Below are 16,164 nucleotides of genomic sequence, written 5' to 3'. Positions count from 1 at the left end.
TCTTTTGATCTTTAGAACATCAGGCCCTGAACTGTCCCAGGCTCGCCTTCAACTGCGCCGCCAGACCGTCCAGCACCTTGCCGCTGGCCGTGGTTTCCACCACCGCCTGAGCCGCCCTCTCAGCCTGCGCATGAATGGTCTCGACTCGACCACGCACCGCCTGCGCACCTTGCGCCTGATGCGCAGCCGCCTGGGTCGCCAGACCGATCGCCGCATGCACCTGCTCTACCGAGGCCTGCACCGACTGTTGCAACCGCGCACTGTCACGCAACACCAGCAACCCTTCGTTAGCCTGGCGCCCGGCCTGACCGATCGCCGCCACCGCCTCACGAGCGCCCTGCTGCAACGCCACAATGTGCGCCTGAATATCGCCAGTGGAGCTTTGCGTTTTGCTCGCCAACGCTCGCACTTCGTCCGCCACCACCGCAAACCCACGCCCGGTTTCCCCGGCACGCGCCGCTTCGATGGCAGCGTTCAGCGCCAGCAGGTTGGTTTGCTCGGCAATCCCATGAATCACCGTCAGCACCACTTCAATCTGTTCACTCTGCTGCGCCAGCCGCTCGATCACTTGCGAACCGGTATCAACCTGCCCGGCCAACGCCTCGATCAAACTGCCGACTTTCGCCGAGGTCCGGGTGTTTTCGTCGGTCGCCTGACGGATATCCACAACCTGCTTCAACGCCGCCTGCATGGCATGGCTTTCCGACTGCGCTTCATCAGCCATCTGCGACAACGCGCGCAGGCTCTCGGCCACCTCATCGCGCTGCATGCCTGCCGCTGCATCAGCCCCGGCATTGCGCAGAGTCATGGCACCGATCTCCACACCGGTGCGCTGGGCCACATCGCCAGCCTCGCGGACAATCGGCTGCAACTTATCCACAAAGCGATTGACCGCCGAGGCCATGTCGCCGATTTCGTCCTTGCTGTTGATCTGCACACGCTTGGTCAGATCACCCTCACCTGCGGCCAGGTCATCCATAGCGGCAATCAGCATTTTCAAGCGATTGACCACACGACGACCGAGCACCACAGCAAGCAGCAACAGAACGCCAGCGCCCACCACCGCCAGGCCCATGCCGATGCGCCAGCGCAAGGTGGCTGCCGCTTCCTGCACCGTACTGGTGGTGTTGGCTTTCATTTCAGAGGCCGTGGACTGCGCGGATGCGAGACGAGCACGCATCGCGGTGGCACTGTCAGCCGCCGCACCTTTAAGACTGTCACCCACAAGTTGATCACTGCTGGCGATCAGCGCCGAGAAGCGCTTGTCGAGGGCTGCAAGATCGGTTTCTACCGAGGCGGTCGAAACCCCCATCAGTACTTTGCCGATCTCAACACCATTAGGGTTGATCGACGCTTCAAGGTAGTAGACCGACGGATCGTTCTTCGCCGCATCCAGCACTTTATCCAGCGCCCGCTCGCCCTGGCCCTTTTCCAACAGGGCCTTGTTGATTGGGTTCTCGCGGTTGAGATAACGCGTCAAATGCTGGCCCGTCGCATCGTCGTAGACCACGAACAACACGTTGGGATTGCGCTGCGCCCGGCGCGCAAATTCGGAGAGGGTTGGAACGTCGCTGTCCCACATGGCGCGGGGCGCGACCGAGGCCAGAAGCTGCGCCATATCATTGGCGGAGTCCTTCAGGTCTTTTTCCAGAGTCGCGCGCAGTTGCGCCTGCTCTTCCTCCAATCGCGAGGACAAACCGGCCGTGAGGCGCTGTCGCGTGCTGGTGGAGAGACTGTCAAGGCTCGACGTGACCTCACGCCCCGCCTGCTCAAGCTCGCCGGAAAGTTTTTGACTGTCGGCACCCAGGCGCACGCCCAGATCGGCCTCCAATGCAGTCACCGTGCTCCGGGTAAGAGCAACAGCTACCAGCACCTGCACCAAAAGGGCGATACCAAGGGTAACGAACACGGGCCGTAAAAGACGGCTTTGTAACAGTGAGAGAACGGCCGACACTTAGAATCCCTCTGCATTGACGCCATTAATTTGATGGCACGCCAGAAGCCATGCTTTTAATGATGTTCGTAGCAAAGGTCATGCCGCACAACCGACATAAACGACAAAGGCCCCGATTAAGGGGCCTTTGTGTTTTACATCAACGACTTATTAAGCAAACGGGTGACGCAGCACGATGGTTTCGTTGCGGTCCGGGCCTGTCGAAATAATGTCGATCGGCGCGCCGACCAACTCTTCGACACGTTTGATGTAGTTGCGTGCAGCTTGTGGCAGCTCTTCCAGAGTCTTGGCACCGACGGTGGATTCGGTCCAGCCCGGCATCTCTTCGTACACTGGCTCAAGGCCGATGTAGCTGTCGGCGTCGGTCGGTGCGTCGATCACTGCACCATCCGCGTTCTTGTAGCCAACGCAGATGTTGATGGTTTCCAGGCCGTCCAGAACGTCCAGCTTGGTCAGGCACAGGCCCGAGATGCTGTTGACGTCGATGGCGCGGCGCAGGATGACGGCATCGAACCAGCCGCAACGACGGGCACGGCCAGTGGTAGCACCGAACTCGTGGCCACGCTTGGCCAGGAAAGCGCCAACGTCGTCGAACAGCTCAGTCGGGAACGGACCCGAACCAACGCGAGTGGTGTAGGCCTTGGTGATACCCAGGATGTAATCCAGGTACATCGGACCGAAACCCGAACCCGTGGCGATGCCGCCGGCGGTGGTGTTGGAGCTGGTGACGTACGGGTAGGTCCCGTGGTCGATGTCCAGCAGGGAGCCTTGGGCGCCTTCGAACATGATGTCTTTGCCAGCGCGACGCAGGTCGTGCAGCTCAGCGGTGACGTCGAGCATCATCGGCTTGAGCAGTTCAGCGTATTCCATGCACTCGTCCAGGGTTTTCTGGAAGTCGATTGCAGGCTCTTTGTAGTAATTGACCAGTACGAAGTTGTGGTAATCCAGCAACTCGCCCAGCTTGGCGGCGAAACGCTCACGGTGGAACAAGTCACCGATGCGCAGACCACGACGTGCAACCTTGTCTTCGTACGCCGGGCCGATGCCGCGACCGGTAGTACCGATCTTCAGCTCGCCACGGGCCTTTTCACGGGCCTGGTCCAGCGCTACGTGGTAGGACAGGATCAGCGGGCAGGACGGGCTGATACGCAGGCGCTCGCGCACCGGTACACCTTTCTCTTCCAGCTTGATGATTTCCCGCAGCAGGGCATCAGGTGCAACCACCACGCCGTTGCCGATCAGGCACTGCACGCCTTCGCGCAGAACGCCCGACGGGATCAGGTGCAAGACGGTTTTCTCGCCGTCGATCACCAGAGTGTGGCCAGCGTTGTGGCCGCCCTGATAGCGCACTACGGCGGCAGCATGTTCGGTCAGCAGATCAACGATCTTGCCTTTGCCCTCATCACCCCACTGGGTGCCCAGGACTACGACATTCTTACCCATAACACTTGTCCTCATTCGCGCAAACTTGGTGCCGGCGGCAGCCGGCAGGAAAACTCAAGAAGCCAGTGGCGATACTTGCCAAAGCCCGTTCTGCTGGATCAATTGCCGGTCGCAGTCCGCTTCACGGGCGGCGGCCAATGGTTGCCCAGGCAATGCCTGAACAACACGCTGACCCTCACTGCGCAACTGGCAAACCTGCTGCCAGAGTGCCGCATCCGTACTGTCAGGCATCCAGATACCGCCAGACGGTAGCTCGATCTCAGCACGCCCCAGGGTCACCAGGGTTTTCAAATCGGTGGAGAAGCCGGTTGCCGGACGGGCGCGACCGAAGTCGGCACCGATGTCGTCATAACGACCGCCCTGGGCGATGGACTGACCAACACCCGGCACGAATACGGCGAACACCACACCGGTGTGGTAGTGGTAACCGCGCAACTCGCCGAGGTCGAAGTACAACGGCAGCTCAGGGAAACGCACGGAGAGGCGCTCGGCAATTGCCAGCAAGTCATCCAGTGCTGCCAGAACTGGCGCCGGCGCTTCGGCCAGACGCTCGCGCGCAGCGGCCAGCACTTCACGACCACCACACAGGTCGACCAACGCTCGCAGCATGCCCGACAGATCGGCAGGCAGGCCTTCGGTCAAGGTAATGACCTCATCGATGGCCTTACGTTGCAAGGCATCGAACAACTGCTGTTCAACTTCACCGGACAAACCGGCGGCGCGGGCCAGGCCGCGATAGATCCCTACATGCCCCAGGTCCATGTGCACATCCGGCACATCGGCCAGTTGCAGCATGGCCAGCATCAGGCTGATGACTTCGACGTCGCTGCTCGGGCTGCCATCGCCATACAACTCGGCGCCCAACTGGATCGGGCTGCGCGAGGAGGACAAGGCGCGTGGCTGAGCATGCAGCACGCTGCCGGCATAGCACAGGCGGCTCGGGCCTTCGCGGCGCAGAGTGTGCGCATCGATGCGCGCTACCTGCGGCGTGATGTCGGCACGGAAACCCATCTGCCGGCCCGACTGCGGGTCGATGACCTTGAAGGTACGCAGATCCAGATCCTGGCCCGCGCCGGTCAACAGGGATTCCAGGTACTCGATATGGGGAGTCACGACGAACTCGTAACCCCAGCTCTGGAACAGATCCAACACCTGACGACGCGCGACTTCAATGCGCGCCGCCTCCGGTGGCAGTACTTCTTCGATGCCATCTGGCAGCAGCCAGCGGTCTACCGTTGCCATTACGCCTTCCCCTATATCCGGGCGGCCAGCCTATGGGCGAGCCTTGAGTGAAGCAGAAAATGGTCGGCCCATGTGCGAAATCCACGCGCATAAACAACGGAGCGAAAAGCCTTTCATCGGCTTCGCTGACCACTTTCCTCTAAAAACCTGTCGAGCCAATCAGCCCGACGTCTGCTAAAACCAGCAATCAAACATGCAGACGCAAAAAAGCCGGGAATTTCCCGGCTGCCGCATCATACACACGTTTTCCCAAAGGATCACCCCGCCAGAAGCTTTAGCCGCCCGGCGGGGTCATTCAGGTCAACGTCGTATCAAGGCTTGGCTTTTTCCAGGTAGTGGAAGAAGTCACTGCTTGGGTCGAGGACCATGACGTCGGATTTGTTCGCGAAGCTTTCACGGTAGGCACGCAGGCTACGGTAGAACGCGTAGAACTCCTGATCCTGACCATAGGCCTTGGAGTAGATCGCAGCGGCCTGGGCATCGCCGTCACCGCGAGTCTCTTCGGACTCACGATAGGCTTCAGCCAGCAGCACGCGACGTTGACGATCAGCGTCGGCACGGATGCCTTCAGCCAGCTCGTTACCCTTGGCGCGGTGCTCGCGAGCTTCACGCTCACGCTCGGTGCTCATACGTTCGAACACACTGCGGTTCACTTCTTTCGGCAGGTCAATGGTCTTGACCCGAACATCGACTACTTCGATGCCCAGTTCTTTCTCCGCCATAGTGTTCAGTGATGCAGTGATGTCAGCCATCAACGCGTCACGCTCACCGGAAACCACCTCGTGCAAGGTACGCTTACCGAATTGGTCACGCAGGCCCGACTCCAGACGACGGGACAGACGCTCGTCAGCGATTTGCTTGAGACCAGAAGTCGCAGTGTAGAAACGCTCCGCGTCTTTCACGCGCCACTTGGCGTAGGCATCGACCATCACGGCTTTCTTTTCCAGCGTCAGGAAGCGCTGTGTCGGTGCATCCAGCGTCATCAGGCGTGCGTCAAATTTACGCACCTGGTTAACGTAAGGCACTTTCACATGCAGGCCGGGCTGAACATCAGCCTGAACCACGCGACCGAACTGAAGCAACACCGCACGCTCGGTCTGAGCCACGATGTAGAAGCAGTTCCAGGCAGCGATCGCCACGACGACGCCGACAATAAGGGCGATCAGCGATTTATTGCTCATCAGCGACTCTCCCTGGTACGTGCTTGCTGTTGCTGCAGATCAGCTGCGGCACGCGCATTCGCTTCATTGCTGCTGGCTGCAGCGCCAGTCACCGGAGTGCTGGTTTTGCCACCGCTTTCGATCATTTTGTCGAGCGGCAAGTACAGCAGATTGCTCTGGCCATTCTTGTTGCCGGTCACGAGAACCTTGCTGGTGTTACTGAAGACTTCCTGCATGGTGTCCAGGTACAGACGCTGGCGGGTGACTTCAGGAGCCTTGCGGTACTCGGCGACCAGTTTGGTGAAGCGATCAGCCTCACCCTTGGCGCGCGAGACGGTTTCGTCACGATAGCCATTGGCATCTTCGAGAATTCGCTGGGCCTGACCACGGGCTTCCGGCACGACGCCGTTGGCGTAGGTTTCAGCCTGGTTGCGCGAACGCTGCTCGTCTTCACGGGCACGGATCACGTCATCGAAGGCTTCCTGCACTTCACGCGGTGCAGCTGCGTTCTGTACGTTGACCTGGGTAACGGTGATACCGGTGCGATACGTATCCATGAAGCGTTGCAGACGCTCCTTGATTTCGCTGGCCATCAATTCACGACCTTCAGTCAACACCTGATCCATCGCGGTGGAGCCCACCACATGGCGCAGGGCGCTGTCGGTTGCGTGCTGCAGACTGATTTCCGGCTGATCGACGCTCAGCACGAAGTCCTGCAGATTGCTGATCTTGTACTGCACGGTCAGCGGCACTTCGACGATGTTTTCGTCTTCAGTCAGCATTTGACCTTGCTTGGTATAGGCACGCTCACGCGTGACGTTTTCCATGTACTTTTTGTCGATCGGCGGAAAATAGATGTTCAGACCCGGGCCGACGGTTTCGTAGTACTTGCCGAAGCGCAGCACCACGGCTTGCTCCTGCTCGTCGACTACATAGACCGCGCTGTACAGCCAAACGGCCGCCAACACGACAAGCCCGATGCCGAGCAGGCCGCCGAAGCCGCCACTCTTGCCCGGACCACCGCCGTCATCACCACGTTTCTTACCACCACCGAACAACCCGTTCAGGCTTTCCTGCAGCTTTCGGAAGGCCTCGTCGAGATCCGGTGGTCCCTTGCGGTCGCCATTATTGCGACGCTTGCCACCCCAAGGATCCTGATTATTCGAGTTGCCACCCGGCTCATTCCAAGCCATAGCGCTCTCCATCTGATAAAGCAAAGACGCACCCACGGCGCGCCGACCAATGCTACAGAATGCCTGTCACCACGGCACAACCGCTTTCTCAGGCTTTTATTGCAAAGTGTGTTGCTCGATGAATTCCACCGGTTGCAATCCTTCGCGGCTCACCAGTCGATTCAACTCGGCTCGTGGCAAACGAACGGCCAGCAAACTGATGCCTTCGTCGTCGTGTTCTTCTTTCTGCACCGCACCGAGTTCGAAAAACTGCGCACGCAGTCGAGCGAATCGTTGCGGCAAGCGCAAGGTACCGACAAACAAATCACCGCCAAGTAACTCGGCAATGGCTTGCTCAAGCAATTCCAGACCAGTGCCATCACGCGCCGATAGCCAGACCCGTTGGGGTTTGCCGTTTTCGTCGCGCTGGATTTGTGGCTCAACGCCTTCAAGCAAATCGAGTTTGTTATAGACCTCAAGGATCGGCAAGTCCTGGGCACCAATCTCGCCCAGCACCACCATCACCTGCTCGATCTGCAACATGCGATCCGGTTCGGCCGCATCGATCACGTGCAACAACAGGTCGGAATTGCTCGACTCTTCGAGGGTAGACCGAAATGCCTCGACCAGCTTGTGGGGCAAGTGGCGAATGAAACCTACAGTGTCCGCCAGGACAATCGGCCCCAAATCGTCTAAATCCAGACGGCGCAGGGTCGGGTCCAGCGTGGCAAACAATTGGTCAGCCGCGTAAACGTCGGATTTCGTCACGTTATTGAAGAGCGTGGATTTACCGGCGTTGGTGTATCCCACCAACGACACGGTAGGGATATCCGCACGCATACGGCCACGTCGCGACTGTTCTCGCTGGCTGCGCACTTTCTCCAGCCGGCCCTTGATCTGTCGCAGGCGGACCCGCAGCAAACGGCGGTCGGTTTCCAGCTGGGTTTCACCCGGACCCCGCATGCCGATACCGCCACCTTGGCGTTCAAGGTGGGTCCAGCCACGAACCAGCCGGGTGCTCATATGGTCAAGCTGGGCCAGTTCTACCTGGAGCTTGCCTTCATGGGTACGGGCGCGTTGGGCGAAAATATCGAGAATCAGACCGGTGCGGTCGATCACGCGACACTCGAAAACACGTTCGAGGTTACGTTCCTGACTGGGCGTGAGGACGTGATTGAAAATCACCAGATCGGCCTCTTCAGCTTTAACCAGGTCGCGCAGTTCCTCGACCTTGCCGCTGCCAATCAGGAATTTGGCGGTTGGCCGATGACGCGGTACGTTAAAAAACGCAACGGTCTCGGCGCCGGCCGAATTAGCCAATTCCTGAAACTCCTGCGGGTCTTCGCGCGCCTCAGGGTCCTGTCCATCCAAGTGAACGAGGATTACCCGCTCACCACCACCGTGGCGCTCAAAGAACAAAGGAGACTCCTATCAGGCGTTACCTGGCTCAGCGTCACCTGCTTCGGATTCGGTTGCGCTAGGCAGACGAATTGGACGAACCGGTACCACTGTAGAGATAGCGTGCTTGTAAACCATTTGGCTAACGGTGTTTTTCAGCAGGATGACGAACTGGTCGAAAGACTCGATCGTGCCTTGCAGTTTGATCCCGTTGACCAGGTAGATGGACACCCCAACTTTCTCTTTACGTAAAGTATTCAAGTAAGGGTCTTGTAGCGAATGCCCTTTTGACATGTGCCGCACTCCTTTAAGGATTCAATAATAAAAAAATAGGTAAACAGATGGCTTCAGCCGTCACACCCCCAAGGATAGACGGCAATTGAAAGGACTCAGCTCAATATGGAGATGGTCCCCAGGTATTTCAAGGCGCGCGGCAGATTGTCGCAATCCAGGCTGTCCAGCCAATGCAAATCAGCCCAACTGCGCAACCAGGTGAACTGGCGCTTTGCCAATTGGCGCGTGGCAATGATTCCACGCTCCTGCATCTCGGCTGACGTCAGCTTGCCGTCCAGGTAATCCCAGACTTGTCGGTAGCCTACCGCACGTATAGACGGCAACCCGGCATGCAGGTCACTTCGCTTACGCAGGGCTACGACCTCGTCGATGAATCCCTGTTCCAACATTAAAGTGAATCTTTGTTTAATTCGCTCGTGAAGTACCTGACGATTTGCCGGAGCAATGGCCAAGTTCGCGACAGTATAGGGCAATTGTTGCCGTCCCGAAGCGGCTGCTTCAGTACTTTGCGCAGATTGTTGCAAGCGTAGCGCAGTCATGCTTTGACCGCTGACCCGATAAACTTCCAGTGCGCGACTGAGTCGCTGCGGATCGTTCGGATGAATCCGTGCCGCTGAAACTGGATCAATTACCGCCAGTTGATCGTGCAGGGCTTGCCAACCAAGGCGTGCAGCCTCCTCTTCGATCTGAGCGCGCACGTCTGGATCGGCCGCTGGCATTTCAGCCAGGCCTTCAAGCAAAGCCTTGTAGTAGAGCATTGTCCCGCCTACCAACAGCGGAATTTTGCCGCGCGCGGTGATGTCGGCCATGGCTTCGAGTGCATCCCGACGAAAATCCGCAGCGGAATAGCTCTCGGCCGGGTCAAGAATGTCGATCAAACGGTGCGGATACTGCGCCAAAAGATCTTTGGACGGCTTGGCGGTGCCGATGTCCATGCCACGGTAAACCAGCGCTGAATCAACACTGATCAGTTCGCAGGGCAAGACTTTGGTGAGTTCGATAGCCAGGTCGGTCTTGCCGGCGGCGGTCGGGCCCATCAGGAAAATCGCAGGTGGGAGCTGGCTCATCAACGACCGCGCAAGAACAGTTTGTCCAGATCGTCCAGACCCAGCTGGGTCCAGGTCGGTCGGCCATGGTTGCATTGACCGCTGCGCTCGGTGTTTTCCATATCGCGCAGCAGACCGTTCATTTCCGGCAGGGCCAGACGCCGGTTCGCCCGGATTGCGCCGTGGCAAGCCATGGTGCCGAGCAGTTCGTTCAGGTGCGCCTGAATCCGGTCGCTGGTGCCGTATTCCATCAGGTCGGCCAACACGTCGCCCACCAGTCGATTGGCCTCGGCCTGCTTGAGCAGGGCCGGAATCTGCCGAATGGCCAGGGTTTCCGGGCCCAGGCGCTGCAATTCAAAGCCCAGTCGCTGGAACCAGGCGACGTGCTCTTCTGCGCAATCGGCCTCACGCTGACTGACCGCCAGCGATTCCGGCACCAGCAATGGCTGCCCGCTCAGGCCTTCGCTGGCCATGGCGACTTTCAGGCGTTCGTACATGATCCGCTCGTGAGCGGCGTGCATGTCCACCAGCACCAGCCCCTGAGCGTTTTCCGACAGGATGTAGATGCCCTTGAGCTGCGCCAGCGCATAGCCCAGCGGCGGAATATCGTCCTGACCGGCCGGCAGCGCGACCGCATTGGCTTCGGGCAGCGGCGCGAAAAACTCACGGTAGGCAGCCTGGGCTTCAGCGACGGGAACACCGGACTGCGGGCGCGGAGTGTATTGGTACTGATAGCCCGCGCCAGAGCCCGACCCGGCCGGCGTATTGAACGATGGCTGTGCCTGAGGCTGCTCCAGCAGCGCATTGGCGGCCAGACGCATTTCGCCTTGCGGGCCAAATTCACCAGCATCCAGCCCGGTAGGCCGGACAATGGCGGTCGCGACCGGCGCAGCCAGATGGTCCTCTGGCCGAACATCGCCTAGCGCGCGATGCAAGGTGCCATAAAGGAAGTCATGGACCATGCGCCCGTCACGGAAGCGCACTTCGTGCTTGGTGGGGTGCACGTTGACGTCAACACCCGCCGGATCGACCTCAAAAAACAGCACGAACGTCGGATGCCGGCCATTGAACAACACGTCGCGATAAGCTTGGCGCACCGCGTGGGCTACCAGTTTGTCGCGAACGGCGCGGCCATTGACGAAGAAATACTGCAAATCCGCCTGGCTACGGTTAAAGGTCGGCAAGCCGACCCAGCCCCACAAATGCAGACCGTTGCGCTCGATCTCGATCGGCAACGCCTGTTCCAGGAAACCCGGACCGCAAATGGCGGCTACGCGCCGGGCACGGGCCGCATCATCGTGGGCCTCATGCAGGCTGAGGATGGTCTTGCCGTTATGGCGCAGATGGAATGCAACGTCGAAGCGCGCCAAGGCCAATCGTTTGATCACTTCCTGCAGGTGATCGAATTCGGTTTTTTCGGTCTTGAGAAACTTGCGCCGTGCCGGCGTGTTGAAAAACAGGTCACGGACTTCCACCGAGGTGCCCACCGGATGGGCGGCCGGCTGCACGCGGGGTGCCATGTCACGCCCTTCCGTCTCAACCTGCCAGGCCTGATCGGCGTCGCGGGTGCGCGAAGTCAGGGTCAGACGCGCCACGGAGCTGATCGACGCCAGTGCCTCACCGCGAAAGCCCAGGCTCATGACCTGTTCGAGGTCTTCCAGATTGCGGATTTTGCTGGTGGCGTGTCGCGCCAGGGCCAGCGGCAGGTCATCGGCAGAAATGCCGCTGCCATCGTCGCGCACCCGCAGCAGCTTAACGCCGCCCAGTTCCACATCGACATCGATGCGCTTGGCACCGGAGTCGAGGCTGTTTTCCAGCAACTCCTTGATTACCGAGGCCGGACGTTCAACCACCTCACCGGCGGCAATCTGGTTCGCCAGTCGCGGGCTGAGCAGCTCGATACGAGCCGCGTTGGTCAGCACCTGGTTCATTCTTTGGCCGCCAGTTCAGTGCCGGGAATGGTCAGGTGCTGGCCGATTTTCAGCTCGTCATTCGGCAAGTTGTTGGCGCTGCGCAGCGTGGCCGGCGAGACCTGATAGCGCACGGCGATCATCGCCAGCGTCTCACCTGGGCTGACGCGATGGTCACGCGGCCCCTGGGCGATTTTGCCGGAATCTCGCAGCCAGGCAATGTAGGTGCCTGGTGGCGGATTCTGTTGGAAGAACTGACGGACGCCAGCGCTGATGGAACGCGCGAGCGCCTGCTGATGGCTCGCCCCGGACAACTTGGACGCTTCATTGGCATTGGAGATAAAGCCGGTTTCCACCAGGATCGATGGAATGTCCGGCGACTTCAGCACCATGAACCCGGCCTGTTCCACCCGTTGTTTGTGCAGCGGTGTGACGCGGCTGATGTTGCTCAAGACCTTTTGGCCAACGTCCAGACTGGAGGTCAGGGAAGCGGTCATCGACAGGTCGAGCAACACGCCAGCCAGCATGCGGTCCTTGTCATCGAGGCTGACGCTGCCGGCACCACCGATCAGGTCGGACCGGTTTTCGCTGTCTGCCAGCCAACGGGCAGTCTCCGATGTGGCGCCGCGATCCGACAGGGCGAACACCGATGCACCAAAGGCGGCGGCGGAAGGCGCGGCGTCGGCATGGATCGAGACGAACAGGTCGGCGCCTTTCTTGCGGGCGATTTCAGTACGGCCACGCAGCGGGATGAAGTAGTCGCCGGTACGGGTCAGTTCGGCGCGGAAGCCTTTCATACCGTTGACCTGGCGCTGCAGTTCACGGGCGATGGCCAATACCACGTCTTTTTCATGCTGACCACGGGACCCCGAGGCGCCCGGGTCTTCGCCACCGTGACCGGCATCGATCACCACAACGATGTCGCGCTTGCCGGCCGGCGCTGGCGACAGTTTGATCGCAGGTTCGGATGGCGTGACGGGAACGGCTGGAATGGTGGCCACCGACGGCGTTGGCGCTGGAGGTGGCGCGGCATCGGACGGGTTATCGAACAGATCGACCACCAGTCGGTTGCCATACTGGGCATTGGGAGCCAGGGAGAAGCTTTTCGGGGTGACAGCCTTTTTCAGGTCGATGACCACCCGCAGGTCGGTCGGCGTGCGTTGGGCCGAGCGCATGGCGGTGATCGGCGTGTTCGACGTATTGACGTTCAACGGTGCACCGAGGGTCGCGCCGTTGATGTCGATGACCAGACGGTCCGGAGCGGTCAAGGTAAAGACGCTGTGCTGCACCGGGCCTGTCAGGTCAAACACCAGTCGTGTGTTGTCCGGTGCCCGCCAAAGGCGAACACTGTTGACCTTTGTATCGGCCACAGCGTCGACGGTCACCGCCAAAAACAACACCCCAACGGCAGCAACCAACGCGCGAAAGCGCATACCTAACCCCATCATTTATTTAATTTCCAATGCCAAAGCGGCACACCAGGACTCGCCACGCGAGCCTTGGGGCAAAATTTTCAGCGAACGCCCGCTGTCATGCGGGCTAATGGTAATGGTCAGGTCGGGCTTTGGCAAAAAGCCTGCACCTTTGTCGGGCCATTCGATCAGGCATAGCGCGTCGTCTTCGAAGTAGTCGCGGATGCCCAGGTACTCAAGCTCTTCAGGATCGACCAGACGGTACAGGTCGAAATGGAAGGCGCGAATGTCGCCGATCTCGTAGGGTTCGACCAGAGTGAAGGTCGGACTTTTCACCGCCCCGACATGCCCAAGGCCACGGATAATGCCCCGGGACAGCGTGGTTTTACCCGCCCCCAGATCCCCTTCTAGAAAAATCAGACCGTGCCCTTTTGTGGTTTGGGCGATGCGTGCACCAAACGCGGTCATCGCCGTTTCATCAGCCAGGTACAGGGTTACTTCAGACACGGTGCTTGCTCCTCCAACAACTGACGAATGGCCGGGATAAGATCACTGGCCGCCAGCCCACGGCCGAATTTACCTTGTTGCTCACCGGCATTGGCATGCAACCAGACCGCCAGGCACGCGGCATCGAACGCCTGCATGCCCTGGGCCAGCAATGCGCCGACCAAACCGGCCAGCACATCACCCAAACCGGCCGTGGCCATCGCCGGATGCCCTTGATGACACACCGACAACCGCCCGTCGGGGCTGCTGATCAGGCTCCCGGAGCCTTTGAGCACCACGACCGCTGTATATTTTTTGCTCAACGCGCGAGCCGCCGCCGGGCGATCCGCCTGGACTTCAGCAGTGCTCATGCCCAGCAAACGTGCCGCTTCGCCCGGATGCGGAGTGATCACACAATCCTTGGGCAAGCTCACGCGCTCTTCGGCCAGCATGTTCAGCGCATCGGCGTCCCAGACTTGCGGCAACGGCGCGTTGGCAGCGGCCGACAACAGACTGCGCCCCCAGCCGGCCTGCCCCAGACCGGGGCCAACCACCAATACGGAAACTTTTTGAAGCAATCCCATCAGCTGATTGGCTGATGAAGTGCCCAATACCATCGCCTCGGGGATTCGGGCCAGCGCGGCAGGCACATGTTCACTGCGCGTCGCCACCGACACCATGCCGGCACCGCTGCGTAGCGCACTTTGCGCGCTCAGCAGGATCGCGCCACCCAAACCACGATCGCCACCGATCAGCAGCACATGGCCGAATTGGCCTTTATGAGCAGCAGGTGCGCGGCAAGCCAGACGTGGCAGGTTGCCGGTCGTCAATCGATGGGCAGAGATCGGCGCAACTTCAAGCAGTTGCGGATCCGCGTGCAGGTCATTGAACACCAACTCGCCCACTACATCCGCCGCATCGCCGGTGAACAACCCAAGTTTCAAGCCAATGAACGTGACCGTCAGATCAGCCCGCACCGCATCGCCGAGTCGACGCCCGGTATCGGCGCATAAGCCGGAGGGGATATCCACCGCTGCCACCGGTAACTCGCTGGCGTTGATCGCTGCGATGGCGCTGGCATACGGCTCGCGCACGTCGCCGCTCAGACCGGTGCCGAGCAAGGCGTCCAGCACAACACCGCGTAATTCCGAGTGCGTGCTCCAGGCTTCGATGACGACTTTCCCGGACACGGCGTCGGCATGGGCCAGCGCCGCATCGCCCTGCAAACGCTGGGGATCGCCCACCGCCAGCACGCGAACCGACCACCCGGCCCGCTGCGCTAGCACCGCCACCAGATAACCGTCCCCGGCATTGTTGCCGTGCCCGGCCAGCACGCTCAATTCGTTCGCGGTCGGCCACTGCCGAACCAGTGCCCGCCAGGTCGCCCGGGCCGCACGTTGCATCAGTTCGAAGCCCGGTGTGCCGGCGGCGATCAGGCTCGCATCGAGTCCTCGGACCTGCGCGGCGCTATACAGCGCGTCGGGTAAATCATCTTTAGTGTGCGGCATGCGTCTACGGGCTCCGATGTCTGGCAGAATTATACGCACCTCAGCTCCGGTTTCTCTCGCCTCATGCCCGCTATTACCACAGACCTGCCCGCCCTCGCCCAATCCATCAAGGACTGGGGCCGCGAGCTGGGCTTTCAGCAAGTCGGCATCAGCGGCCTGGATCTGGCCGAGCATGAGCAGCACCTGGAACGCTGGCTCGAAGCCGGCTACCACGGCGAAATGGATTACATGGGCGCTCACGGCAGCAAACGCTCGCACCCGGAAGAGCTGGTGCCCGGCACTTTGCGCGTGGTTTCCCTGCGCATGGACTACCTGGCAGGCGATACGCACATGGCGCAATTGTTGGCCCAACCGGAAAAAGCCTACGTCTCGCGTTACGCCCTGGGCCGCGATTACCACAAGCTGATCCGCAAACGCGTGCAACAACTGGCGGAAAAAATTCAGGCGGTGATCGGTCCGTTCGGCTATCGCGCGTTCGTCGACAGTGCCCCGGTACTGGAAAAGGCTATCGCGGAAAAGGCCGGCCTGGGATGGATCGGCAAAAATACCCTGGTCTTGAATCGCAAGGCCGGCAGTTATTTCTTCCTCGCCGAATTGTTCGTCGACCTGCCGCTGCCGGTGGACCCGCCTCACGCCACCGAACACTGTGGCCGCTGCACCGCATGCCTCGACATCTGCCCGACCAACGCCTTCGTCGGCCCTTATGTGCTGGACGCCCGACGCTGCATTTCCTACCTGACCATCGAACTTAAAGGCGCCATCCCCGAAGAGCTGCGACCGCTGATCGGTAACCGGGTATTCGGTTGCGATGACTGCCAGATCGTCTGCCCCTGGAACCGCTTCGCCCGCCCGTCCGGCGAAAGCGATTTCAAGCCGCGACACAATCTGGACAACGCTGAACTGGCCGAGCTGTTCATGTGGGACGAGGATAAATTCCTCAGCAGCACTGAAGGTTCGCCACTGCGCCGGGCGGGCTATCAGAGCTGGCTGCGTAATCTGGCGGTGGGGTTGGGCAATGCACCTTCAACGATTCCGGTATTGGAAGCGCTGAAGGCGCGGCGGGACTCTCCATCGGAGCTGGTCAGGGAACACGTGGAGTGGGCGTTGCGTCAGCATGGCCAAGAGGATGTCTGACCCCT

General features: G+C 60.2%; 13 protein-coding genes. 1 reads left to right on the top strand and 12 read right to left on the bottom strand.

The window, feature by feature from the left end:
• Nucleotides 1-19 precede the first annotated feature (19 nt).
• The 12 genes from KUF73_RS24340 to KUF73_RS24285 all read right to left on the bottom strand — a co-directional run bounded on the left by KUF73_RS24340 (nucleotide 20) and on the right by KUF73_RS24285 (nucleotide 15,025).
• Nucleotides 20-1,954 carry a methyl-accepting chemotaxis protein gene (locus KUF73_RS24340; RefSeq protein ID WP_218440555.1) on the bottom strand — a complete coding sequence of 645 codons (1,935 nt, stop codon included), beginning with the start codon at nucleotides 1,952-1,954 and terminating at the stop codon, nucleotides 20-22.
• A 150-nt stretch (nucleotides 1,955-2,104) separates the two neighbouring features.
• Nucleotides 2,105-3,397, bottom strand: a complete 1,293-nt coding sequence (locus KUF73_RS24335) for an adenylosuccinate synthase (RefSeq protein ID WP_218440554.1) — start codon at nucleotides 3,395-3,397, stop codon at nucleotides 2,105-2,107.
• A gap of 54 nt (nucleotides 3,398-3,451) precedes the next feature.
• Nucleotides 3,452-4,639 (bottom strand): ATP phosphoribosyltransferase regulatory subunit, encoded by a 1,188-nt coding sequence (locus KUF73_RS24330; protein WP_218440553.1) that lies wholly within the window; start codon nucleotides 4,637-4,639, stop codon nucleotides 3,452-3,454.
• Between the two features lie 311 nt (nucleotides 4,640-4,950).
• Entirely contained in the window at nucleotides 4,951-5,820 is an 870-nt protein-coding gene (gene hflC / locus KUF73_RS24325; RefSeq protein WP_218440552.1) for a protease modulator HflC, read from the bottom strand.
• The gene (hflK, locus tag KUF73_RS24320; protein WP_218440551.1) at nucleotides 5,820-6,992 is read right to left on the bottom strand and encodes an FtsH protease activity modulator HflK; all 1,173 of its coding nucleotides are present in this window, start codon (nucleotides 6,990-6,992) and stop codon (nucleotides 5,820-5,822) included. The genes hflC and hflK overlap by 1 nt, the downstream gene beginning before the upstream one ends.
• 96 nt (nucleotides 6,993-7,088) lie before the next feature.
• Complete coding sequence (gene hflX / locus KUF73_RS24315; protein ID WP_218440550.1) at nucleotides 7,089-8,390, bottom strand: ribosome rescue GTPase HflX; 1,302 nt, start codon at nucleotides 8,388-8,390, stop codon at nucleotides 7,089-7,091.
• Between the two features lie 12 nt (nucleotides 8,391-8,402).
• Nucleotides 8,403-8,663, bottom strand: coding sequence for an RNA chaperone Hfq (gene hfq / locus KUF73_RS24310; RefSeq protein ID WP_007902656.1), 261 nt, complete (start codon nucleotides 8,661-8,663; stop codon nucleotides 8,403-8,405).
• Between the two features lie 95 nt (nucleotides 8,664-8,758).
• Complete coding sequence (gene miaA / locus KUF73_RS24305; RefSeq protein WP_218440549.1) at nucleotides 8,759-9,730, bottom strand: tRNA (adenosine(37)-N6)-dimethylallyltransferase MiaA; 972 nt, start codon at nucleotides 9,728-9,730, stop codon at nucleotides 8,759-8,761.
• On the bottom strand, nucleotides 9,730-11,628 hold the full coding sequence (gene mutL / locus KUF73_RS24300; RefSeq protein WP_218440682.1) for a DNA mismatch repair endonuclease MutL: 1,899 nt from the start codon (nucleotides 11,626-11,628) through the stop codon (nucleotides 9,730-9,732). The genes miaA and mutL overlap by 1 nt, the downstream gene beginning before the upstream one ends.
• Before the next feature lie 8 nt (nucleotides 11,629-11,636).
• A complete protein-coding gene (locus KUF73_RS24295; protein ID WP_305516116.1) occupies nucleotides 11,637-13,067 on the bottom strand; it encodes an N-acetylmuramoyl-L-alanine amidase in 1,431 nt (476 codons plus the stop codon).
• Nucleotides 13,068-13,538, bottom strand: coding sequence for a tRNA (adenosine(37)-N6)-threonylcarbamoyltransferase complex ATPase subunit type 1 TsaE (gene tsaE, locus KUF73_RS24290; protein WP_218440548.1), 471 nt, complete (start codon nucleotides 13,536-13,538; stop codon nucleotides 13,068-13,070). It lies immediately after the preceding gene.
• On the bottom strand, nucleotides 13,526-15,025 hold the full coding sequence (locus KUF73_RS24285; RefSeq protein WP_218440547.1) for an NAD(P)H-hydrate dehydratase: 1,500 nt from the start codon (nucleotides 15,023-15,025) through the stop codon (nucleotides 13,526-13,528). The genes tsaE and KUF73_RS24285 overlap by 13 nt, the downstream gene beginning before the upstream one ends.
• 63 nt (nucleotides 15,026-15,088) lie before the next feature.
• Here KUF73_RS24285 and queG point away from each other — a divergent pair, with 63 nt between their 5' ends.
• Nucleotides 15,089-16,159 (top strand): tRNA epoxyqueuosine(34) reductase QueG, encoded by a 1,071-nt coding sequence (gene queG / locus KUF73_RS24280; protein WP_218440546.1) that lies wholly within the window; start codon nucleotides 15,089-15,091, stop codon nucleotides 16,157-16,159.
• Nucleotides 16,160-16,164 lie beyond the last annotated feature (5 nt).

It is taken from the genome of Pseudomonas sp. PD9R, assembly GCF_019200975.1.
In the GTDB taxonomy this organism is placed as follows: domain Bacteria; phylum Pseudomonadota; class Gammaproteobacteria; order Pseudomonadales; family Pseudomonadaceae; genus Aquipseudomonas.
The sequence above is the reverse complement of the archived record's forward strand: the minus strand, read 5'-3'. Positions and strand labels throughout refer to the sequence as shown.